Below are 23088 nucleotides of genomic sequence, written 5' to 3'. Positions count from 1 at the left end.
AAAGTAGGTAAAATACTACATAAAACTTGGAAAATATACTATAATTTTATAGATTAGTCCTATTGTATAAAACAATGATTACAAGACCAAATAATGAATTGCACTTTATCTATGATGGTGAACTGGATGCACGGATTGATAAAAAAACTGGTCGATTAGCTCGCTTTTAATGAATTTATTATAAAGTTTAATTTTTAAACCTATTATCATGAAAAAAAGTATCGGAATTTTAGCGATTATGTTGATGGCTACGGGGGCTTATTTTTTGAATGCGAAAACATCGAATGAGAGTCAAGCGACTTTATCTGGAGTAATTGCATCTAATATTGCTAATAGCGAAACCGCTTATTATGGATGTTTAGCCACTTCAAATCCATTCGATAGGTGTAATCCTCCCGGAACTACTGTTCTTGGATGTAGGGATGCTAGTCAGTTCGTTAATTGTTACAACTAAGTATGGTGAATTCGATTAGATTATTATCCCATTAAATATTCTAATTTATTTAAAATCATTGCCTTTAATTTTTAATGTTATTAACATTAAATGGTAGAAAAAGTTTTGAAAGGCAAAAGAATGTCCTGATATTCTTTTGCCTGTTTCGTTTTAAGTTTAATGAACAAACCCTTTTTCAGTAGTTTGAGCTGTGATATGTCAATATTGATTCACTAAGCTGACTACAGGTTACTTTGATTGGATTAGGAGCCGTATTGTAACTAGCTATGATTGGTGTGATTTTATACCAAGGTTTGTATTTAATATCCCGAAACACTGGTATCGAAAAGCAATGTAAATTGTTTGATTGTATCATGTTGCAATTCAAGTGCTTAGTCTGGGATGGCCATAATTATTCCTAACTGTTTTACCATTAATATTAACCTATGAATTTCAGACAAGTTTTCTTGGCATTGCTAGTTACTTCATTTTTTTTGCATGGATGCCGTGATGATAAAATTGTGCTGTTAAATTCCAATATAGAATCTTATTCTAATTTTCAGAAATACCAGAAAATTTCGTTTGATGATGTTGTAAAGTTTAATAATGGATTCCCATATGGAATGCATTTGATTGACTCTACATTGATAATTTTTAATGCTACAGGTAAAAATTCATCTTTCTTCTATAATTTATCTCTCAATGACAAGGTGTTAGGAAAAGGTTATCTGAAAGGTGGGAGAGGGGCTGGTAAAGCGCTAGGTTGTATTTCAAATGGTATTATTGATAACAGATGGCTATGGGCTTATGACATAACTCTAAAAAAAATATTGGTTACTGATATTAAAAAATCGAATGATTCGTTGGCAAAAGTATTTACTGAGTACCCAGTTGACAAACCTCTGTACATGGTGGAATTTCTAGATACTTTGAGCTATTTTGGAGTTGGGGATGTGGATTCAGATAAAAAGATTCAAAGATTTGATTTGAAATCTACCAAATTGATTGGAGAATTTGGAGAATTTCATAATATTAAAAATGATACTCCCTTAAGTTTAATCAAGTCAGTATATGAGAGTTACATATTTTCCCAGCCAGGAGGTAATAAACTGGCTTTGGCATATCGGTTTACAGATGTTCTGGAAATATACGAGTCTGAAACGCATCAAGGCAATGCCATAATGGGTCCTGAAGGATTTGAACCAGTATACCATAAAGCAATGACAAATTATGGACATGCCATGGGAAGAACAGCAAAAACAAGGTACGCTTTTGTAGGAGGTGCTACCACTAAAAAGCATATCTATTTGTTATTTTCTGGAAAACTAGAAAAAGATGAAAACTCTCACCATGCTGAATACATATTTGTATATGATTGGAGTGGCAAACCTATTAAAAAAATGATGCTAGATAGAGAAATTTTATGTTTTACGGTTAGTCCAGATGACAGGGAGCTATTTGCCTACGATTATAATTCTGGTTTTATTTTAAAATCCATAATAAACGATGAAAATTGAAAAAGGACTTTATATAAAATTTGGAATTTATGCGATTATTGTTATGGGACTCTTTTCGTGCAAGGATGGGAAGAATACTTTGGAAAAGGATCAATTGGATTCACTCCAAAACTCTGTTGAAAACGCTTTAGGGAGCAACTTGCAAATTCCCGATAGCCTTAAAGTCTATGCTCCTTTTTTAGAGTATGTTTCCGATAGTGTCAAAATGTCCAAGTCACATTGTAAAATCTATACGTATGTAAATGCTTCCTGCCCAACCTGCATTGAGAAAATCAAAATGTGGGATGATTTTGTTGACAAGGCCATTCAAAATAACGTGCCAGTTTTCATGATTTTTCACTCAGACGACAACTTTGAATTACTCAAGCATTTGAGTGAATCAGGTCTGATTGAAGATTTTAAGTTTCCTTTTTTTTTAGACACTGAAGGAATATATACCAAAAATAACCCTTTCATGAAAGATAATGTTCACATGGAAACTGTGTTGACAGACCAGAGTAACAAAATCCTTCTTATAGGTAATCCCTTATATTCAAGTGATATAGCAAATTCCTATTATTCTGAAATCCAAAAGAGAACAAAATTGCTGACAGTGAATGCAAAGTAAAACAGGCATTTTAGCTTGAAATAATTAATAGAAGTAGTGGTTCCTCTAAAATCTGTATTTTTATTAAATGGATTCATCACAAATGAATTATAATCATTATTCCGAGGAGGACTTTATAAAAGATGAACATTTTCAAAAATGGGTCTTAACCCCAGACTTGGAGACAAAAAGCTTTTGGGAAAACTGGATTAATGAACATCCTAATAAAAAGATAGTCATCGAAAATGCTGTTCGGTTTATTAAATTGATTGAATTTGGGGAAGAAGAATTAAAAATGGATGATTTAAAGGTGATGTGGCAGAATATTAATCGAAAAAAAAAGAATACAGCAATCGATATTAAAATAACAAAGAACAGATAAGTTCAAAGGAATTTTTGGAACAAAGTAAGATTAATTCGAATATTTGATATGCCATTGTTGGATTACGGTAATATTATAGTGTTCATTGGATGAGGTCAACTTCAGGGACAACAAGAACTGGCATTGCGGTAGTATAAATAAAACCCACCATTATAACCTTGGTATATCTAAAAGTTTCATAACATTTATCTATCATTACAACGATTTTCCCGTTATTGTTCTTCAACTCTAATTTAAGCCGTGATTCATTGGGATAGTAAGTGTTTCCATTTATCGTGAGAACAAGTTATTAGCATGTTCACGTCAGGGGTGGGTTTCTAAAACACACCGAGAGTCATCATTGCACAATGCGGAAAGACCTCCTTTGAACCGCCTTCCAAATTCAAAGTGTTTACTTCTATTTCCAAGGGGAGAAATTAACTCCCAGCAATGGTAAATGTAGTGGAAAGTGCTATGTAATCAAGGAAAATCATGTCCTCTATAGATGGGTCTTTTCTATTTAGCAACTAAGAATAAAATTGGTAATGTAAGTTATTAATTGTTAAAAGAGGATTTTGGCATATTTAAAATGACCATAAACCTAATATGATTAGAGAGTTTTTAATTGTAAATTGGAACAATTATCTCTAAAAAATGTGATATGTTGTTTATGATTCTTCAAACTTGGACTAACCTAGGATTTCATAAATCGCCAATATATTGAAAACAAAAATGGAAGCTTCAACATAGCTTGAGATTTGAAGCAAAAGTTCGATTCTTGCCAGGATACAAGAGCTTTTATAATTAACACATTCTTTCAAAGAATCTCCATCAAAAAATTAATACTTTCTTTTAGATATGGCCGATAAGGCAAATATCAAAAAGAGCCAATGTTTCATAGGACGAGGTCTATATTTGTCATCACCATTTGTATGACCAATTGAGTTTTAATTGAGACAATATCTAAGATGTTGGGACATCGAAAACTTTCTACAACGCGGATAAACACCAAGTTTTGGAAAGAAAAGAAAGTAAGAACATGCATATATTGAGAAATAATCTGGAAGCACCACAAAATGACGAAGTAAACGAAGAAAGCGAACGAAACGAAGTGAAGTGCTGCAAGTCCCAAAGCTTACCAAACTAATACTACTGAGCGAGGTAGCTAAATCTTTAGTAAGAAGCTTTTCCAAATAAGCAACCTTATCCTTTTCAGCATTTACTAGACGTTCACATAAAGTTCAACAGTTATTCGAAAAGCTATCCAAACTTGGTGATGAATGATTTAATTAAGGAACAAACGGACTTTAAAACTGTTTTTTCATCAAAAACCGATTCATTTTATTGGGCTAGGAGTATTTTTTATTAAACAATGATACAGTTGCTAATCATTAATGTTTTGCAAGAATCCCTAAAATCTAGTCCATCCAAAGGAAAATGTAAACATAACATCGCTTTAGCGTGTTACCCTCTTGCTTTTCCTTTTTTCTTTGCTACGCTAGACAAACGGAAAACCTAAACAAGTTGAACAGGGCAATGAATTCCAAGGAATTAATGAATCTTTATAATACGTTCAAAATTAGTATCGTCATGGAGGATTTACAGAAATAGCAATACCCTGAGATAAAGAAATTGAGTAATTCATTTTGAACATCTGTAAGCTTACAAAAGCCTAAATTTTTGCTCATTCAAATATGTAAACGAATTTTTTACAAAAGTTTAAACATTGTTGTGAAAAGTATAACATATGGTACGGTACTTGTAAGGTTTCATTGACTATTTTTGAGAGTTCACCAATCCAACACCAACCAAAAATGAGCAGAAAAAAGCTTTTTCTCATTGCTTCCCCAATTGTCATTGTTTTTCTTTTATACGTCTTTATCTCTGATGGCTCCGAAGGTAATTCATCCGTAACCACAACCGTAAAAAAAGGAGTTTTTCTGGACGAAGTGATTATTTCCGGAGAAGCCCAGTCCACCAGTTTAAAAAAAATCAACGGTCCCACTGATATCCGAAAGTACCGGTTGAACAATGTGAAGATACAGGATTTGATACCAGAAGGGACCGTTATCAAAAAAGGAGATTACGTAGGGCGGTTAGATCCTTCCGAGCTCAATGGGCAGATTATAGACGCACAACTCAATTTGGAGAATGCCCAATCCAAGTTCACCCAAGAACAATTGGACACCACCTTGACTTTGAAACAGGAACGGACGGCGATCAAAGATCTTGAATTTACCCTCGCAGAGGATCGGTTGGAACTGGAACGTTCCATATATGAACCTCCAAGCACCATTAAGCAGCTCGAGATTAAAATTGAAAGGGCCGAAAGGGATCTCAAAGAAAAAAAAGAGGATTACCAGATCAAAAAGCGCAAGGCCATTGCCAAAATGGTCGAGGTTGGCACTGAGGTATCCAAAATCCAAAAACAGTTGGAAGATCTAACCACCCTGCAAAGGTCGTTTACCATACATTCAGATGCCAACGGGATGGTAACCTATGCCAAAAACTGGGACGGTTCTAAAAGAACAGTGGGTTCCAACATAAGTCCATGGGATCCGACAATTGCCACTTTACCAGATCTCACCAAAATGGAATCCAAGACCTATGCCAATGAGGTGGATATCCGGAAGATCATCAAGGAACAGGAGGTGACCATTGGGTTTGATGCATTTCCTGATGTTACTATAAAAGGAATAGTCACCAATGTGGCCAACGTTGGCGAGAAGAAGCGTGGGTCGGACATCAATCTGTTTCAGGTGTTGATCAAATTCAACGAGTCCAATGATAACGTCCGCCCCGGGATGACGACATCCAACCGCATTCTTATCGACAAGGAAGAAGATGTTCTAACCGTACCTTTGGAAGCCATATTTTCCCAGGATTCCATCAGTTATGTGTATGCTAAATCCGGACTTTCCATTGAGAAAAAGGAAGTAGAACTAGGGAGTTCCAACGTGGACGAAGTAGTTATCAAAAACGGATTGGAGGAAAACGATATTGTTTATCTGAGCAAACCAGAAGGTCTGGATGACAAGAACATCAAGCCGTTAAAATGATGGACAAGATGTTCTTGGACAAGGTTAAGTCCAACTTTGAGGAGGCACTACGGGTAATAGCCATTAACAAGGTCAGGACATTCCTTACCGCCCTTGGAATCATATTTGGTGTTGCGGCGGTAATCACCATGTTGGCCATTGGGAAGGGTGCGGAAAAGGAAATATTGGCACAATTGGAATTAGTGGGTGTCAACAATATTGTGGTCACGCCCATACCCGATGAGGAAGATGAGGGTTCCCAAGATGAGGAGGGAAATAATGGCGGCAGTGGCGCAACCGAGGCCAAAAGGTTTTCAAAGGGTCTTGACATGTTGGATGTCTCCAGTATAGAAAAAAACATTCCCACGGTTAAAATGACAAGTCCTGAAATTATAATGGACACCTACATGATCAATGGCGGGAAACAGGACAATGTCAAATTGATTGGGATAACCAATGATTATTTTAAGACTTCCAATATCCATTTAGGCCAAGGAAGTAGATTTTCCAACCAACAGCTGATCAGCGCAATGCCGGTATGCATCATTGGGGAAAAAGTAGAAAAAAAGCTCTTTACAGGGGAGAGCGCCTTGGGAAAACAGATTAAGGTCAAAGATGTTTGGCTCAAGGTAGTGGGTATCATAGAGGAGAAGCTGATTTCCGAAACGGCCCAAGAAAATCTCGGTATTCGGGACCTTAACCAAGATGTGTATATTCCCATAAAAACCTTTTTGGTCAGGTATAAGGACCGAAAAATCATCACCGACAAGGCTATAGATTACAATCAAATCATTGGACAGCGGCAAGGCGGTCCCAAGAAAAGAATCCCGAGGGGCAACTATCACCAAATTGATAGATTGACCATCCAGGTCAACAATTCCAATGAACTAAAAGCTACCGCAGAAGTGGTCAGTAAAATGCTCAAAAGAAAGCACAATGATGTCCTCGATTTTGAAATTTCAATTCCCATCAACCTCTTAAAGCAGCAGCAAAAGACCAAGCAGATATTCAATATTGTACTGAGCATTATTGCGGGCATTTCACTCCTGATAGGTGGAATAGGCATTATGAATATTATGCTGGCCTCGGTTCTTGAAAGAACCAAGGAAATTGGAATCGTAAGAGCTTTGGGAGCCACTCGCGAAGACGTGATCTGGCAGTTTTTGTCCGAATCTATCTTAATCAGTCTTGGCGGGGGCATTATCGGGGTGCTATTGGGAATAATAGCCTCGTTTAGTCTTGAAAAACTCACAGGCATTGAAACCATTTTAACCATAGGATCTATTCTGTTGTCATTTTTTGTGGCTACGCTTGTCGGACTTGTATTTGGCGTTTTTCCAGCACGATCAGCGGCGAATAAAAGACCCATAGAGGCCATTAGACAGGAATAATACCGGGTACAATAGGTCCACCTTTGATAAACCTTATCCATGAAAAATACCTTGTTTTTGTTTTGTGCCATATTGTGCACATCGATATATGCACAAAAAAGGAATGTAGCTTTGACCGAGGCCATCCACATGGCACAAGGCAACTCTCCAGAGTACCAAGCCTTGGTAAACACAACCCAGGCCAAATACTGGAGGTACAGAAACTATCTGGCCAGTTTTTTGCCTGGACTAAGTCTGAACTTATCACCAACGTATGCCAATTCCGTAAACAGGATTACCAACGATTTGGGACAGGATATTTTTGTAAGCCAGAACCAATCCATAATTGATGCAGGACTTAGTCTTACCCAACAAGTCCCCTATACCGGGGGGATTTTTGCCGTGAACTCCCAACTTCAACGTATAGACAGGTTCGGGGACAACAATTCCACCAGTTATTCTGTGGTACCTTTTTCAATCAGCTATTTCCAAAACTCCGTGTTCTACAATCCCTTTAAATGGGACAAAAAAATAGAACCTTTGATGTTTGAGGAATCCAAGAGGGATTTTATTGAAAGGATGGAGGACATTTCCCTAACCACTTGCAGACGATATTTTGATCTGTTGAAAGCCCAAGAACAATTGGAAATATCCAAAAGGAACCTTTCCAATCAGGATACCTTATTACAGATTGCAAAAGGCAGGTTCAAAATTGGGAAGATAGCGGAAAATGACCTTTTGCAGATGGAATTGAGGCACTTGAATTCGCAGAATAGCGTCACCACCAATGAAATAGCTTTCAAAAGGGCCTCGCAGGACCTGGCCAGGTTCTTGAACCTGGATACCGAGGATCTGTCATTGTCCGTCCCGGAAGAATTGAGGGAATTCAATGTGAGCGTGGATAAAGCACTGGAAGAAGCTTATGACAACCGAAAGGCGGTAATTGAATTTCGGAGAAGAAGATTGGAAATGGAAAAGCAGCTGGCCGAGGCCAAAGGAAATAACCGCTTACGACTAAGGGTGAATGCCAATTTTGGACTTAACGGACAATCGGATGATTACAATACCCTTTTTCAGGATTATGACCAGCAGCAGAATATAAGCGCAAGGCTGGAAATTCCAATTTTTGACTGGGGCGTTTCAAAATCCAGAAGAAAAATGGCCGAAGCGGATCTTGATCTCACCGATACAAACATCAAGCAGGAAAAACAGGCCTTTGAACAAGAAATATATCTTCATACCCTGAACTGGTCCAATCAAAGGGGTTTTCTTGTTACTGCGGAGAAAGCCAAGGAAGTGGCGCTCAAGCGCTATGAAATCACCAAAAAACGTTATGTCCTGGGCAAGATTACCATAACCGACCTCAACTTGGCACAACAGGAAAAGGACAAGGCTATCATCGATTATTTGAATTCACTGGAAAAGTTTTGGTCCGATTACTATTTACTGAGAAAATTGACCCTCTTTGACTTTATTGCTGATCAGAAAATAACAGTAGATGAATTGGTGTTCGACTATTAGAGTTAAAATTACAGATTGATTCTTGTTGATTAAAAGTAGTTCCGACTTCAAATTCTACATTTATAACACCAGCTATTGACAAGTATATCAAAAGGAGAATTGCAAAACAGGGTTTGCGATGATTTTCCAGTTGATTACTGATTTCTTTGAAGAGATATTAATACTGTTTGATATTTTATAGTTAGATTTGAAATCTACGAAGGCGAATTAATTAAGAAAGATCTGTAATTCGGTTAATAACAGGACATCGGCAAGGATAACGTAATAAACATAAGGGTTGGCGAAACAGGTTCGAATCCCTTCGCGCCCACTACAATAGTAAAAACCTCAGCATTTATGTTGAGGTTTTTTTGTTGGTCGTTATCGATATATGAAGTATTGGGTTTAAATCGCTGCTAAGGTTTCAATTTCTGGATAATTGCGAGGGTTTCGGCAACTTTTTTGGTCAATCCGTCATAATCAAATTCTCCGGCATCGTTTTTTACAAACAGTTTAGAGCCCATACCAACGCAGTGCACCCCCGCATCAAACCAAGCCTTGAGGTTTTCATGTGTTGGTGCTACCCCTCCGGTGGGCATAATACTGGACCATGGGGAAGGGCCTTTCACAGCTTTTACAAAAGCAGGTCCTCCTACCTGGGAGCCAGGAAAAATTTTGACTACTTCGGCACCCAATTCCTCAGCAGAGGAGATTTCACTTAGGGAACCACAACCGGGCGACCAAGCAATTTTACGCCTATTGCAGACTTTGGCCATATCTGGATTCAAGATGGGTGAAACCACAAAATTGGCCCCTGATTGAATATATAAGGAGGTGGTACTGGCATCAACCACTGAACCGATTCCCAAGATCATTTCGGGAGTTTCCTTGGCCGCAAATTTGGCCAGGGCCGTGAATACTTCATGGGCAAAGTCCCCACGATTGGTAAATTCAAAAACCCTTGCACCACCTTGGTAACAGGCTTTTAGCACTTTCTTGCAAATCTCTATGTCACTATGATAAAAAACCGGAACCATCCCGGTTTCCTTCATCTGAATTGCTACGTCTATTCTAGTAAATCTAGCCATTTGATTTTGTTTTTATCGGGCTACTCTTCCAGAGGCATCGCCGCCCATTAGTTTTTCCACTTCGGCAACAGTAACCAAATTGGCATCCCCCTTAATGGTGTGCTTTAAGCAGGATGCTGCTACTGCAAAATCCAGGGCATTTTGATCATCCTTTGGATAGGTGAGCAATCCATAGATCAACCCGCCCATAAAGGAATCGCCACCACCAACACGATCAACAATATCCGTAATTTGGTATTGGGTGGTTTCGTACATTTTTTTACCGTCGTAAAGTACCCCTGCCCATGTATTGTGGGAGGCAGAAATGGATCCCCTTAAAGTAGTGATAACTTTTTGTGCCTTTGGGAATTTGGCCATCATTTGTTGGCATACGGATAAAAAGGCCTCCGCTTTAACGTGATGCCCCTCTGTCTGTACACTTATCCCCTCAGGTTTGATTCCAAAATGCATTTCTGCATCTTCTTCATTGCCTAAAATAATATCGCAATAAGAGGTAAGTTCAGTCATGATGGCTTCACGATCACCCCCATACTTCCATAGTTTGGCTCTATAATTTAAGTCTGTGGATATGGTAACCCCCATTTCGCTGGCGACCTTTACAGCTTCTAAGCAAGCATCCGCGGCACCTTGGGAAATAGCAGGTGTAATACCAGTCCAGTGGAACCATTGCGCATCTTTAAAGACGGCTTTCCAATCCACCATTCCCGGTTTAATTTCAGACATGGCGGAGTGTGCTCTGTCATAAACGACTTTGCTGCCTCGGCTAACCGCGCCGGTTTCCAGAAAGTAAATACCTAAGCGATCACCACCAAAAATGATGTTTTGGGTATTCACCCCTCTTTTTCGCATTTCCATTAAAGCACAATCCCCAATGTCATTCTTAGGCAGACGGGTTACAAAATCCACTGGAATTCCATAGTTGGCCAAGGAGACTGCAACGTTGGACTCTCCACCACCATAAATCGCATCAAAGGAATTGGCTTGTGAAAACCTTAAAAATCCTGGAGGGGCCAATCTGAGCATGATTTCCCCAAATGTCACTACTTTTTTCATATTGGTATTAGTTGTTTCGTTAACGTACACGGAAACGATTTAAAAAAACAAGGCCGAGCCTTTAATAATTATTCCGTGTACCTACACGGAGAAATTCAAAAGTAGTATATTGCAATCAATTTTAAAAGGATTTTTTTCTTTTTTTGGAGAATGAAGCGGATTACAATCAAGGAAATAGCGAAAAGAGCAGGAGTTTCCATAGGAACGGTGGATAGAGTGCTACACAATCGGGGTGAAGTAGCTGCCAAAACCAAGGAGCTTGTGCTAAAAATTGCCAATGAAGGCAATTACACTACCAACGTTTATGCGAGAAGTCTCAAGCTTAACAAGATATATCACATAGCTGTACTTCTCCCCAAAGACAATGAATATTGGAGTACGCTTAACAATGCCATAAACATAACGGCCGAACGGTATGCGTCCCTTGGAATCCATCCCGAATTTTTCACCTTTGATCGACATAGCGAAACCTCCTTACAGCAGCAGGCCCAACAGATGTTGGAATCGGAACCTGATGGTGTAATTTTGGCGCCCTTGGTTGAGGACGAGATTAGTCGTTTGACCGAGACCCTGGATGATCGTGATATCCCCTATGTTTATGTGGACTCCAATCTGGAAGTGTCCCATCCGTTAGCCTTTATAGGTCAAGATTCCTTCCAGGCGGGGTATTTGGCGGCCAAATTGCTCAATTTGGGATTTCCGAAGGGGCACAAAGTGTATATTGCCCGATTTTTTGATTTTGATAGCCTCAATAAAACTATAGAGGAACGTATCAAGGGATTTCGGGATTACTATAAGACCCACGGCTATGATACCCGACTTATATTTGATGTTGACTTATCCAGTGGAACCCAAAAATTTTTGAATCAGATTCACGAAGATGTGAATTCGGGCCCAATACATATCTTCATACCTAATTCACGTGCTCATCAGTTGGTCAAGGAACTCAAGGGGTTTAAAGGTCATCGAAGAACAGTGGGCTTTGATTTGATTAACGAAAATAAAACCTGTCTTACCCGCAATACCATCGACTTTATAATTGATCAAAACCCAAGTAAACAAGGTGAGCTTGCGCTTCAAGCTTTTTATGATAAGTTGATCGCCAACACGGAGGTCAGTACCAATCAATTGATGGCCTTGGAAATATTCACAAAAGAGAACCTTCAGGGCAACTGATCAAGCAAGCTTTGGAATTTTCTTTCTAGAAGAGATGTCCATATTCCTATAGGTTTTATAGGCATTCTATGAAAAACGGTAAATCTTCCCGAAGAGAATTTACGTAAAACCTTATCGGAAAAAACTTCCAAAACGCGATTTTGAGGGAACTTGAAGTAAAGGAAAACCTCAATTCGGTCTAAATGAGAAATTTGATTTTGGACATATTTTCACTAAGACGTGCACAATCCAAGCATATTGGAACTGCCATGGCATCCAAGTATGTGAAATCCGGGTTGACCTTACCAGAGGCTATAGATATCAGGGAAAAAATACGGTATGCCTTTGAGTACGATAAAATTTATAAAAGCAATACCCTTTGCCTTAATGATCTTTCGGCTTATATAAATAAGGATAGATACAAGGTATCCCAAGTATTAAATGAGTATCTGTCCAAGAATTTTTATTCCTTGATCAATCAGTATCGAATAGCGGAAGCCAAAGATCTTTTACTCAATCACCCCTTTCTTAGCGTAAAGGCAGTGATGTATGAGGTTGGTTTTAACAGCAAAACCAGTTTTTACTCGGCCTTTAAAAAGGAAACGGGAGTAAGCCCTAATGATTTTAGGTCTTTGACTGGCAGTTTTGCATCCTGATTACCTCCCTTGCTGTAGCAATTTTTTTTCGACATTCTTCCTCTGGGATATAACACCAGTTTGATGGGCATTGGTATGATCAAACTAGCCTTGGTTTCGGGGAGATGTTAAATTTTAAGAAACCTTTTAAAGACTTCCTTATTCACAAGAGTTTGTTAAAAAAGGTTCGTCTGGTTGGGCTGCGATGGTTTTGTTGTACGTCCCGTTTTAGAAGTACTCCTAATAATCTCCCATACAATTGTTTTGTCATTGCAATTGTAAAGGTAAGGCGGTGAGAGGCCTTACTACCTTCTAATAAAAACTTTCCATTAAGTTTTGTTTTCGTGTTAGGGAGTATTATTTGAATTAGCTATCAATATCACCTACTCCCGCCTGCCTTTCTCAGTTGCACTGACTCATAATTTTCTAACAAAACTGCTAACTCTATGAAAGTAAAACAGCTATTTGGGACACTTGTGTTCGTGCTTTTGTGCATTACCTCGGTCCAGTCCCAAGAAAAGACAATTACAGGTACGATCATTGATCAGACCGGAATTCCGCTGCCTGGCGTCAACATTGTTGTAGAGGGTACCACAACGGGGACTCAATCAGATTTTGATGGTAACTACTCCATTGAGGCCAGCGTGGGCCAAATTCTGGTCTACACCTATTTGGGCCAAAGAACAGCAAGACGCACCGTGGGTGCCCAAGATGTAATCAACCTTCAAATGGAGGAAGATGCCCAGGCACTTGAAGAAGTCGTTGTTACGGCTTTGGGTATCAAAAGGGAAAAGCAAGCCCTGGGTTACGCCGTAGCAGAGGTAAGTTCTGAACAGCTAGAGGAAAAGGCCGAAGGTGATTTGGGTAGGGTACTTATCGGGAAAGCTTCCGGGGTAAACATTACCCAGCAAAGTGGACTCTCAGGTTCTGGTACCAATATCATTATCCGAGGTTATAACTCTTTTAGCCAGAGCAACCAGCCCTTGTTTATTGTGGATGGGGTTCCCTTTAATGGTGATACCAATGCATCCGGTAGACAAGGAGACCGACAGGATTTTATTAATGGTAACAATGGATCCAGTAGGTTTTTGGATTTGGATCCCAACAGTATAGAAAGTGTAAACGTACTTAAAGGACTTGCGGCCTCAACGCTTTATGGGTCCTTGGGTAGGAATGGAGTAATCTTGATTACCACCAAAGCCGGATCTGCAGGTGTAGGGGCCAAGAAGACCGAAATCACCGTGAATTCCTCCATATTCTTTAACGAGATAGCGTCAACCCCTGAATACCAGAACCAGTATGGAAATGGTTTTGACCAATCCTTCGGATGGTTCTTTAGCAACTGGGGGCCAAGCTTTGACCGTGATGGTATCTCGGGCTGGGGCAACAGTTCGGCATTTGATGACCAAGGGACTTTACCACATCCTTATTCCATCTCGGCGGCAGGTCAACAGGCCTTCCCTGAATTTGCGAATGCCAGATATGAATGGAGACCCTACGATAGTTTTGGGGATTTCTTTAAAACAGGTACAGTTACCAACTTATCTATCAATGCCAGTGGCGCATCAGAAGATGGTAAGATATCCTATAACGCAAACTACGGACATTTAAAAGATGTAGGCTTTACGCCAGGAAATAGTCTCAACAGAAATAATTTTGGTGTTGGGGGAAGAGCTGTTTTGAGCAACAAGTTCACCATTTCCGGAACTATGAACTATTCCCGAACCAAATTTATTTCTCCACCAATTGCCCTAAGTCAGGGTAACGGAGCTACCGGTTCCGGGTCTTCCGTTTTTGGGGATTTGTTCTTTACTCCAAGAAGTATAGATGTTGTAGGACTGCCATTCCAGAGTCCAATAGACGGTAGAAGTATTTACTATAGGAACGGAAATGACATCCAGCATCCCTTGTGGACCGTAAACAATGCAGGTACCGAACAAGAGACCAACAGGGTTTTTGGTAATATGGCGGCCCAATTCCAGTTCAATGATAACCTAAACCTGATCTATAGGGTTGGTTTGGATGTTTATAGTGAGAACAACCTCAATTATCAAAATAAAGGAGGTATCAACGGTAACGTTCCCCAGCCTAGGTTGGCCAGCGGTATCTATGAAACCTGGAACAACACCAACACCATTTGGGATCATAACTTGGCATTGAACGGGGATTATGATATCACCGATAAAATAGGCACTACCTTTAATATTGGTGTAAACGGAAGAAGGGAATTGTTTAACCAAAATGGTATTGCCAGTGATGCACAACAGGTTTTTGGAGTGCTAAGGCATTTCAACTTCCTGAACCAAAATGAGATTCAGTTAACCTCCGATAGAAATCTTGTTGGTTTTTATGGACAGGTTGAAGTTGATTACGATAGTTTCTTATACTTGACAGTTGCTGGTAGAAATGACTGGGTTTCCAACCTTTCTACAGACAATAGGGCCTTATTCTATCCTAGTGCAAGTCTCTCGTTTGTACCTACCACGGCTATAGACGGGCTTAAGAGCGAGAATGTACTGAACTATTTGAAGATTAGGGCAGGATACGGAACCTCGGCAGGATTCCCTGATGCGAACTCAGACAATTTCCCAGTGGCCAACAGGTTGATTTTGGATACCCAAGATCATCTAGATCCACAGGGCAACACAATCGTGTCCAATACAAGTCCACTTACCTTGGGTAACCCAGATTTGAAACCGGAACGTGTGGATGAAATTGAGTTGGGTGTTGAATCGAGATGGTGGGACGGTAGAATTACCTTGGATGCCTCCATTTATGAAAGAACCACAACGGATTTAATAGTACAGCAACCTTTGGATCCTTCATCGGGTTATTTTAGAACCAATACCAATGTGGGTGAAATCAAAGGTCAAGGTGTGGAATTGGATTTAGGTCTTAATTTCTTTAGAAGTCAAGAAGAAGGTGGGTTCAATTGGAATACCAATATCAACTTCACGGCCAATGAAACTGAGGTTACAGATTTGGGTCAGGAAACAGACTTGATCGTATATTCTGGATTTGGAAACCTTGGAAATGCAGCCATTGAAGGACAACCCTTAGGGGTTATCTACGGTACCCGTATTCTAAGGGACGATGCCGGAAACTTTGTGGTGAATGCCATTGGGGATTATGTGCAGGATTCACAGGATGGGGTCATTGGAGATCCCAACCCGGATTTTGTGGCCAACATCAACAATACCTTCTCCTACAAGAACTTCAGTCTTGGGTTCCAGTTCAATTGGACACAAGGAGGGGATATCTGGTCCAGTACCATTTCAACCTTGTTGGGAAGAGGGCTTATTGTAGAAACCTTAGATCGTGAAAACACCTTTGTGCTTCCTGGTGTTCAGCAGAGCGATGGTAGGGTAAATGATGTACAGATCAACAACTCCGATTATTATTTCAACAATATTCTAGGAAATATTTCAGAACTGCAGGTGTTTGATGCCACGGTACTGCGTTTGCAAGAAGTTACATTGGGTTATGCCCTTCCAAAAAAATTCCTGGAAGACACTCCTTTTGGATCATTGTCCTTTACGGTATCCGGATTCAATCTTTGGTACGATGCAATCAATACTCCGGATGGGGCCAATTTTGACCCCAATACATCCGGTACAGGTGTAGGTAATGGATTTGGTTTCGAATTCCTGAACGGACCAAGTTCCAGAAGATATGGATTCAGTGTAAAAGCAACTTTCTAAAAAAAATTAAAGATGAAAATAAGAAGTAAACATAGCATATTGGGTCTCTTTGTTGGAGTTCTGGCTTTGACTTCATGTGAGGTCACTGAGTTGGAAGGCACCAATGACCCTAACTTTTTAACACCAAGTGAAGCGGCACCTGATTTCTTCATCACATCCATTCAAGAAGATTTTGCAAGACATTTGGATGGGGATGTTGCTGGTGACCCCAATGATAATTGGGTGACAGGTGGTTTCCAATTTGGTGATGGATTGTCACCGCTTGGAATGGAACTTACCCGTTTGGTAGCCATGCAAAGTAGGGATTATGAAAGTACCTATCAAGATAGTGATGTGGATGATGAATGGGACAATGCCTATCGTGGAATTCTTTTCGATATTCGGTTGATGACCCCATTGGCAGAGGAGGCCGGACAGACCCGCCACCTGGGAATTGCCCAATTTATTGAAGCTTACATTATCTCTTCCTTGGTGGATTTCTTCGGAGATATTCCGTATACCGAAGCCGTTCAGGCTCCCGCCATTGTAAATGCCAAATTGGACAGTGGCCAATCGGTTTATGAAGCGGCACAGGCATTGTTGGATCAGGCTATCGTCAATTTTACCAATACGGCATCGGCCAACCCAGCGGTGGAGTTGTTTTACAATAACGACTATACAAAATGGGTAAAAGCGGCCAATACCTTGAAGATGAAGTTATATCTTCAGACCCGTTTGGTAGATCCAGGTGCTATTGCAGCTTTTAATGCCATTGTGGCCTCTGGAGATTATATTACAGATACTGCAGACGACTTGGAATTTATTTGGGCTGGAACAAGCGCTTCCAATCCAGATAACAGACATCCAAGATATGGGTTGAACTACGTGTCCAATGGCCCCGGAGATTATCAAGGCAATTGGTTGATGAACCAGATGATGGTGAACAATGATCCAAGGATGCGGTATTATTTCTACAGGCAAACCAATGAGGTTCCTGGGCAAGAGGCCGATCCGGATGAGCAAACCTTAAGATGTTCCTTGCAGACCCCACCATTACATTATTCCAATGGCGGATTTACGTTCTGTAACCTTCCCAATGGGTATTGGGGAAGAGATCACGGTGATGATGAAGGAACTCCTCCAGATGGACCGGTACGTACCACATGGGGTGTTTACCCAGCGGGGGGACGATTTGATGATGACAGTTTTAGTCCAGTGGCCCAACCTACAGATCCGTTATCCAATGGGGGTAATGGTCTAGGGGCAACACTCATATTGAATGCTTTTATGGTTGATTTCTGGCGAGCTGAGGTAGCCTTGGCCCAAGGAGATGCAGCTACGGCCCAAACTTTCTTGGAGGCGGGAATGACCAAGCAGATTGCCAAGGTAAGGGCTGCAGTTTCCGTGGATCCCAATGCCGATCTCTCTTTTGAGCCTTCTGCAACAGATGTAACCGACTTTATCAACACCGTTGTATCTGATTTTGGTGCGGCTTCGGGAGATGATCAATGGGATATTCTGGCGGAAAACCACTTTGTGGCCCATTATGGAAACGGGATAGAGACCTATAATTTTTATAGGAGAACCGGTTTTCCAAGCACACTGCAACCCAATAGGGAACCTGATCCGGGAAGTTTCCCCAGATCTATGTTCTATCCTAATCAGGCGGTGACATCGAACTCCAATATTACCCAGAAAACCAACCTTTCGGTTCAGGTATTTTGGGATAATAATCCAGCGGGACCAGCATTCCCAAGATCAAATTAATAACAGCAATGTCTTATAAAACAAGAATCATGAGAAAACTAAAAATATATATATTGCTCGCTATGGGATTGGTCACCGCAATGTCCTGTTCCGAAGAAAAAATAGTGGATGAAGTCCTTCAAACTGTAGAGCGTGGCCTTGTTCTCAGAACTGTTGCCAACCTGAGTACTACCTATAATCTATTGGATCCGCAGTCGACCTTTGGAGTGACTCTGGAGGCCCAGGATGCAGAAGGGGGTCAACTACTATCAGAAGTTAGGGTATTTGCCCAATTTGTGGACAATACCGTAGTGGATGACAATGATCTTTCGTCCAGTGAAGCCCAAGTAGCAACCATTCCAGCATCAGCCTTTGCCGAAGGACCTTTCGGATTCCCTAGGGCAGATTTAGTAGTAACCCTGAATGAAGCATTGACAGGGACAGGAACAGATTCTGGGATTGTGGATGGAGGTGATGCCATCAGCTTTAGATTGGAGGCCCAACTAACTGATGGAAGGGTTTTTACCAATAGAGCAGCGGGAACAGTGGCCAACGGGTCGTTTTTCTCCTCTCCATTTGCTTATTCCGCTGGGATCAACTGTATCCCCGTAACTCCGGTAACTGGAGATTACGAGTTACACCTTACGGATTTGTTTGGTGATGGATGGGATGGTGCCTTTATCACCGTGACCATTGATGGGACTGACACCCAATATACCATAGCTTCGGGTAGCGCAGCCTCGTTTACCATTTCGGTTCCGGATGGGACTACCGAGCTGGTATTCACCTATACACCTGGAGCTTTTGAAGAAGAGCATGTTTTTGAACTTTTGGCCCCGTCAGGGGAAACCGCCGCGACTGGCGGACCTGGCCCTACGCCAGGCGAGATAGTTTTGAATATTTGTTCATAACAATTAAGTTAACAATGAAAAGGAGCTGCTTTTGGCAGCTCTTTTTTTATGCTTAAAACTGGGTCTTATCCCATCTTTTTAGTTGCTTTGCACTATGATTGCCACAATTTGCAGAAAAGCTCATTTTAATGCGGCCCATAGGTTGCATAATCCCAACTGGAGTGATGAGAAGAATGTTGCCGTTTTTGGAAAATGTAACAGTCCAACCTATCATGGTCATAATTTTGATTTAGAGGTGCGTGTCCGTGGAGAAGTGGACCCAGATACGGGTTTTGTAATGGATTTGGCCGTGCTCGGCACTTTGATACGGGATGAAATAGAAGAACGTTTTGACCATAAGAACTTAAATGAGGATTGCCCCGAGTTTAGCCATGGGCTTCCAACAACGGAGTATTTTGTCAAAGTAATCTACGATATCCTAAAGCCCAAGCTGGAAAACGGTCAATTGTTGCATATTACCTTGCACGAAACACAAAAGAATTCTGCAGAATATGGAGATTGGTAACAATTTTCCGATATTGCAGCGCTTTTTTGGGATATTAGCTCAGTTGGTTTAGAGCGCTGCCTTGACAGGGCAGAGGTCACTGGTTCGAATCCAGTATATCCCACCAAAGTTTTGGAAAGTTCTGAAGCCAGAAAATTGGCTTACAAGTAGTCCAATACCCTTTCCAAAGCCATTCCCCTTGATCCCTTGATGAGCATACTCCCTTTTTTTGGGGGATTGTTTTCAACAAAACTTTTGAGATCGTCAAAACTTTTGAATTTTTGAAAAGTGGATTGCACTTTCCAAAAATTTTCCCCAACCAGAAAAACATGTTCAAATTCCATCTCCTTGGCTAAATCAGCTATTGCCTGGTGTTCCTTTTCGGCATCCTGACCCAGCTCAAACATGTCTCCAAGCACCAAGGTTTTGGTCTCTGCATCCATATTCCTGAAATTTTCAAGGGCAGCCTTCATGCTTGTGGGATTGGCGTTGTAGGCATCCAGGATAATCTGGTATCCGTTCTGTTCAAGCACCTGAGATCTGTTGTTCTTGGGTTGATACGCTTCCAATGCTTCCTTGATGTCTGTGGAGGGAACGTTAAAGTATTTGCCCATGGTTATGGCGGCACACGCATTTGGGAAATTGTATTTTCCCACCAATTGGGTGTCTACCTTCACGCCCTCAAACTCCAATGCCACAAATGGGTTGGCACTTTTGAATTGAATGTTGAAAAATTGGGGATTATCCCCACTAAAACCAAACTTTTTGATATAGCTGCCCAATTTCTCCAATTGGATGGGATCATCCGCATTCAAAAAAATGTACTTGTTCTGAGCCATTAAGTGGTCGTAGAGCTCACTTTTACCCTGAATGACTCCTTCCACACCCCCAAACCCTTCCAAATGGGCTTTTCCAAAGTTGGTAATGTATCCAAAGTCAGGTTGGGCAATCTCGCAGAGTTGGGCTATTTCCTTTTTATGATTGGCTCCCATTTCCACAACCGCTATTTCGGTATCCTTTTTAATGGAAAACAATGTCAAGGGAACTCCAATATGATTGTTTAGGTTGCCCTTGGTGGCAATGGTTTGGTATTGCTTGGAAAGCACCGCGTTTATCAGCTCTTTGGTGGTGGTTTTTCCATTGCTTCCAGTCAGGGCGATTACCTTGGCCTGACGAGATTGGCGGTGCAGTGTGGCCAGATTTTGCAAGGTGGTCAATACATCCGCAACTAAAATGCTTTTATCTGAAGTATGGTGTTCCTTTTCATCAACAATGACATAGGAAGCCCCTTTGTCCAGAGCTTCACTTGCAAAGGCGTTTCCATTGAAATTGGGGCCTTTTAATGCAAAGAACAGACAATTTTTTGTGATTTTTCTGGTATCTGTGCAGATAACGGGGTGCTCCAAAAAAAGGAGATGAAGTTGTTCCAAAGTCATAAATCGAAGATAAAAAAAAGCCCCGATTTTAATCGGGGCTTTTACATATTATAAACAGCTATTACTTGACTTTCTTGTGTCGTACCGTTTTGTTTTTTGATTTGGATTTGGATCCCACTCTGGACATTGCACATCTGAATCCGATATCGTCCGTAGCCATGTATTGTGGCAGATATCTACGCTGCGCAGGATCTAACCAGAATGCGCGATCTCTCCAAGACCCACCCTTGTACACTCTAACTTCATCATTGATCAAGGAAGTTCTATAGTTGGAAGTGTCATACTGGCGAATCAACTTACCAGTGGAATCACGCTCTACTCTGTGCTTGGGAGAATCGTACATCTTTCTGTTGTCAGATTCATCACTAAATCTTTGGAAGAATCTGGAAGAACCTGGATCGCCATCGCGGTAACCTCTGTTATCACTGGAATCAAAATTGGTTCTCAAATAGGTTTCTTCTTCGGTCACGGGAACCATTTCAATCTCACCTGGCAAATTGATGGCTACAATTTTACCATTAGGCAGGGTGTCATATTTGATTTCATCCCTCAAAACCTTAACCTTCCCGTCTTCACCAATGGCCTTTTTAAGGAAAATATTTCCACGGTAATAGTTGAAATCGCTAATTTCATCATCTACAATAGGACGGTATACGTCAGCTACCCATTCGGATACGTTTCCGGCCATATCGTACAAACCAAAATCGTTGGGTTTATAGGACTTCACCTCGGCTGTGATATCAGCACCATCATCAGACCATCCGGCAATACCACCGTAATCACCTTTGGCTTGTTTAAAGTTGGCCAACTGATCTCCTCGGCCCACACGTTGTCCATTTCTGGTGTAATCACCTTCCCATGGATATTTCTTTCTACCTCTATAGTTGTTGTATTCCCTTGAACCAATAAGTGCCTGTGCAGCGTATTCCCACTCTGTTTCTGTAGGAAGACGATATTCTGGCATAATAACACCACTGCTTCTTTTGGCAAATACACTGATAGAATCTCTTTTTTGCTTTCCTTGAAGGGAATCAATCTGTCCGCCGTATACAGATTCTGGATTGTTCAAATAGGCTTCTGTACTAAATGTACCACCTATGTCACCACTCAAAACCTGGTATTTGGCATCCTGGGCCAAGTAGCCTTCCCGCTCCAGCATATGCTCATTAACCCTGTCAGTTCTCCATTCTGCATACTGTGACGCCTGTACCCAATTCACACCAACCACAGGATATTCCGCATAGGCAGGGTGTCTTAGGTAGTTATTTGTCATGGTCTCATTGAAGCCCAATCGGTTTCTCCAAACCAAGGTATCTGGCAAAGCACCGTTGTAAATGTTCCTGTAGTTAGGATTATCAGGAGGATATACTGCCTTCAAATAGTCCAAATATTCAAGGTACATTACATTGGTAACCTCTGTTTCGTCCATATAAAAGGACTGTACGTGCTGTTGGGTAGGGGTATTGTTCCAGTCGTGCATAATATCATCCTGAACCTTACCCTTGGTAAATGTTCCACCTTCAATAAATACAGTTCCTGGAGGAGTTTCTTGTTCCTTGAAGTCCGTTTTGTATTGAAACCCACCCTCTTTGGCATTGATCTTCCATCCCGTGGCTCTTGAGATGTTTTTGGAAGAAGAAGAGGATGAGGAATTTTTACAACTGGTAAAACTTCCTACTATGACAGCGCTAGAAAGTACAACTTTGATAAGATGTTTTTTCATAATTTGGGCTTGAGTACTTTAAAAATAAGGGCTTTTATCCCCTAGCTACTTTAATTTGATTTTGATATTAAATCCTTTCAATGGCTTTAAAACGATGTTTTCACCATAATATTTTGTGCTCGCAAAATAATTGTTGCAACCATCCTACGGGCATTCGCTATTGATTAAACGCCAAAGGGCCAAAATTAGTATGGATTCTTTTGGTTTTAACGGTTTTGTTCATTTAAAATGTCAAGCGTAGCTTACCCTCCTTGTATGAAGGCCAAAAAATCGTTAAAAAAACGGGGCGTTCGCATAAGAATTTCCGGAAATGCCCGTTTACATGTAATACGTCCAATGATATAGTATGGCATATCACGGACCTCATAGTTA

17 protein-coding genes and 1 tRNA gene are annotated in these 23088 nt (G+C 40.7%); 14 read left to right on the top strand and 4 right to left on the bottom strand.

Translation table 11 applies throughout. From position 1 onward, the window contains the following. The first annotated feature begins 208 nt into the window (after positions 1 to 208). The 7 genes from ACOOE0_RS01740 to ACOOE0_RS01710 all read left to right on the top strand — a co-directional run bounded on the left by ACOOE0_RS01740 (position 209) and on the right by ACOOE0_RS01710 (position 8826). Complete coding sequence (locus ACOOE0_RS01740; protein WP_420400761.1) at positions 209 to 454, top strand: hypothetical protein; 246 nt, start codon at positions 209 to 211, stop codon at positions 452 to 454. Between the two features lie 425 nt (positions 455 to 879). After that, complete coding sequence (locus ACOOE0_RS01735; protein ID WP_420400760.1) at positions 880 to 1950, top strand: BF3164 family lipoprotein; 1071 nt, start codon at positions 880 to 882, stop codon at positions 1948 to 1950. Beyond that, positions 1940 to 2557, top strand: coding sequence for a hypothetical protein (locus tag ACOOE0_RS01730; protein WP_420400759.1), 618 nt, complete (start codon positions 1940 to 1942; stop codon positions 2555 to 2557). Before ACOOE0_RS01735 ends, ACOOE0_RS01730 begins: the two co-directional genes overlap by 11 nt. A 67-nt stretch (positions 2558 to 2624) precedes the next feature. Further along, complete coding sequence (locus ACOOE0_RS01725; protein ID WP_420400758.1) at positions 2625 to 2918, top strand: hypothetical protein; 294 nt, start codon at positions 2625 to 2627, stop codon at positions 2916 to 2918. Positions 2919 to 4711: 1793 nt separating this feature from the next. Next, the gene (locus ACOOE0_RS01720; RefSeq protein WP_420400757.1) at positions 4712 to 5956 is read left to right on the top strand and encodes an efflux RND transporter periplasmic adaptor subunit; all 1245 of its coding nucleotides are present in this window, start codon (positions 4712 to 4714) and stop codon (positions 5954 to 5956) included. Next, a complete protein-coding gene (locus ACOOE0_RS01715; protein WP_420400756.1) occupies positions 5953 to 7326 on the top strand; it encodes an ABC transporter permease in 1374 nt (457 codons plus the stop codon). Before ACOOE0_RS01720 ends, ACOOE0_RS01715 begins: the two co-directional genes overlap by 4 nt. A 39-nt stretch (positions 7327 to 7365) precedes the next feature. Next, a complete protein-coding gene (locus ACOOE0_RS01710; protein ID WP_420400755.1) occupies positions 7366 to 8826 on the top strand; it encodes a TolC family protein in 1461 nt (486 codons plus the stop codon). A gap of 395 nt (positions 8827 to 9221) precedes the next feature. On the opposite strand, the gene ACOOE0_RS01705 is transcribed toward ACOOE0_RS01710, so the two are convergent. Both ACOOE0_RS01705 and ACOOE0_RS01700 read right to left on the bottom strand, forming a co-directional pair. After that, complete coding sequence (locus ACOOE0_RS01705; RefSeq protein WP_420400754.1) at positions 9222 to 9893, bottom strand: bifunctional 4-hydroxy-2-oxoglutarate aldolase/2-dehydro-3-deoxy-phosphogluconate aldolase; 672 nt, start codon at positions 9891 to 9893, stop codon at positions 9222 to 9224. A gap of 12 nt (positions 9894 to 9905) precedes the next feature. Continuing rightward, entirely contained in the window at positions 9906 to 10946 is a 1041-nt protein-coding gene (locus tag ACOOE0_RS01700; RefSeq protein ID WP_420400753.1) for a PfkB family carbohydrate kinase, read from the bottom strand. Positions 10947 to 11096: 150 nt separating this feature from the next. Here ACOOE0_RS01700 and ACOOE0_RS01695 point away from each other — a divergent pair, with 150 nt between their 5' ends. The 7 genes from ACOOE0_RS01695 (at position 11097) to ACOOE0_RS01665 (ending at position 19684) form a co-directional block, all read left to right on the top strand. Beyond that, positions 11097 to 12122: a LacI family DNA-binding transcriptional regulator gene (locus ACOOE0_RS01695; protein ID WP_420400752.1), complete on the top strand. Its 1026-nt coding sequence runs from the start codon at positions 11097 to 11099 to the stop codon at positions 12120 to 12122. Between the two features lie 182 nt (positions 12123 to 12304). Next, entirely contained in the window at positions 12305 to 12757 is a 453-nt protein-coding gene (locus ACOOE0_RS01690) for a helix-turn-helix domain-containing protein (protein WP_420400751.1), read from the top strand. A gap of 425 nt (positions 12758 to 13182) precedes the next feature. Beyond that, on the top strand, positions 13183 to 16437 hold the full coding sequence (locus tag ACOOE0_RS01685; protein ID WP_420400750.1) for a SusC/RagA family TonB-linked outer membrane protein: 3255 nt from the start codon (positions 13183 to 13185) through the stop codon (positions 16435 to 16437). Between the two features lie 12 nt (positions 16438 to 16449). Continuing rightward, complete coding sequence (locus tag ACOOE0_RS01680) at positions 16450 to 18183, top strand: SusD/RagB family nutrient-binding outer membrane lipoprotein (protein WP_420400749.1); 1734 nt, start codon at positions 16450 to 16452, stop codon at positions 18181 to 18183. Between the two features lie 29 nt (positions 18184 to 18212). Further along, positions 18213 to 19073, top strand: coding sequence for a hypothetical protein (locus tag ACOOE0_RS01675; protein WP_420400748.1), 861 nt, complete (start codon positions 18213 to 18215; stop codon positions 19071 to 19073). Between the two features lie 94 nt (positions 19074 to 19167). Further along, on the top strand, positions 19168 to 19578 hold the full coding sequence (locus ACOOE0_RS01670; RefSeq protein WP_420400747.1) for a 6-carboxytetrahydropterin synthase: 411 nt from the start codon (positions 19168 to 19170) through the stop codon (positions 19576 to 19578). Positions 19579 to 19606: 28 nt separating this feature from the next. Further along, a tRNA-Val gene (locus ACOOE0_RS01665) sits at positions 19607 to 19684 on the top strand. Between the two features lie 34 nt (positions 19685 to 19718). Here ACOOE0_RS01665 and ACOOE0_RS01660 read toward each other — a convergent pair. Continuing rightward, entirely contained in the window at positions 19719 to 20993 is a 1275-nt protein-coding gene (locus tag ACOOE0_RS01660) for a UDP-N-acetylmuramoyl-tripeptide--D-alanyl-D-alanine ligase (protein ID WP_420400746.1), read from the bottom strand. Between the two features lie 61 nt (positions 20994 to 21054). Further along, complete coding sequence (gene gldJ, locus ACOOE0_RS01655) at positions 21055 to 22716, bottom strand: gliding motility lipoprotein GldJ (RefSeq protein ID WP_420400745.1); 1662 nt, start codon at positions 22714 to 22716, stop codon at positions 21055 to 21057. Positions 22717 to 23088: the final 372 nt, after the last annotated feature.

Source organism: Flagellimonas sp. (assembly GCF_965215805.1).
Lineage (GTDB): Bacteria > Bacteroidota > Bacteroidia > Flavobacteriales > Flavobacteriaceae > Flagellimonas.
Note: the sequence above shows the minus strand (reverse complement) of the source record. Positions and strands in the feature narration are given on the sequence as shown.

Excerpts from the sequence above, each read along its gene's own strand:
- ACOOE0_RS01700 (WP_420400753.1), bottom strand. The coding sequence starts at position 10,946 with ATGAAAAAAGTAGTGACATTTGGGGAAATCATGCTCAGATTGGCCCCT.
- gldJ (WP_420400745.1), bottom strand. The coding sequence starts at position 22,716 with ATGAAAAAACATCTTATCAAAGTTGTACTTTCTAGCGCTGTCATAGTA.
- ACOOE0_RS01680 (WP_420400749.1), top strand. The coding sequence starts at position 16,450 with ATGAAAATAAGAAGTAAACATAGCATATTGGGTCTCTTTGTTGGAGTT.
- ACOOE0_RS01735 (WP_420400760.1), top strand. The coding sequence starts at position 880 with ATGAATTTCAGACAAGTTTTCTTGGCATTGCTAGTTACTTCATTTTTT.
- ACOOE0_RS01670 (WP_420400747.1), top strand. The coding sequence starts at position 19,168 with ATGATTGCCACAATTTGCAGAAAAGCTCATTTTAATGCGGCCCATAGG.
- ACOOE0_RS01660 (WP_420400746.1), bottom strand. The coding sequence starts at position 20,993 with ATGACTTTGGAACAACTTCATCTCCTTTTTTTGGAGCACCCCGTTATC.
- ACOOE0_RS01710 (WP_420400755.1), top strand. The coding sequence starts at position 7,366 with ATGAAAAATACCTTGTTTTTGTTTTGTGCCATATTGTGCACATCGATA.
- ACOOE0_RS01740 (WP_420400761.1), top strand. The coding sequence starts at position 209 with ATGAAAAAAAGTATCGGAATTTTAGCGATTATGTTGATGGCTACGGGG.
- ACOOE0_RS01695 (WP_420400752.1), top strand. The coding sequence starts at position 11,097 with ATGAAGCGGATTACAATCAAGGAAATAGCGAAAAGAGCAGGAGTTTCC.
- ACOOE0_RS01685 (WP_420400750.1), top strand. The coding sequence starts at position 13,183 with ATGAAAGTAAAACAGCTATTTGGGACACTTGTGTTCGTGCTTTTGTGC.
- ACOOE0_RS01690 (WP_420400751.1), top strand. The coding sequence starts at position 12,305 with ATGAGAAATTTGATTTTGGACATATTTTCACTAAGACGTGCACAATCC.
- ACOOE0_RS01730 (WP_420400759.1), top strand. The coding sequence starts at position 1,940 with ATGAAAATTGAAAAAGGACTTTATATAAAATTTGGAATTTATGCGATT.
- ACOOE0_RS01705 (WP_420400754.1), bottom strand. The coding sequence starts at position 9,893 with ATGGCTAGATTTACTAGAATAGACGTAGCAATTCAGATGAAGGAAACC.
- ACOOE0_RS01720 (WP_420400757.1), top strand. The coding sequence starts at position 4,712 with ATGAGCAGAAAAAAGCTTTTTCTCATTGCTTCCCCAATTGTCATTGTT.
- ACOOE0_RS01715 (WP_420400756.1), top strand. The coding sequence starts at position 5,953 with ATGATGGACAAGATGTTCTTGGACAAGGTTAAGTCCAACTTTGAGGAG.
- ACOOE0_RS01725 (WP_420400758.1), top strand. The coding sequence starts at position 2,625 with ATGGATTCATCACAAATGAATTATAATCATTATTCCGAGGAGGACTTT.
- ACOOE0_RS01675 (WP_420400748.1), top strand. The coding sequence starts at position 18,213 with ATGAGAAAACTAAAAATATATATATTGCTCGCTATGGGATTGGTCACC.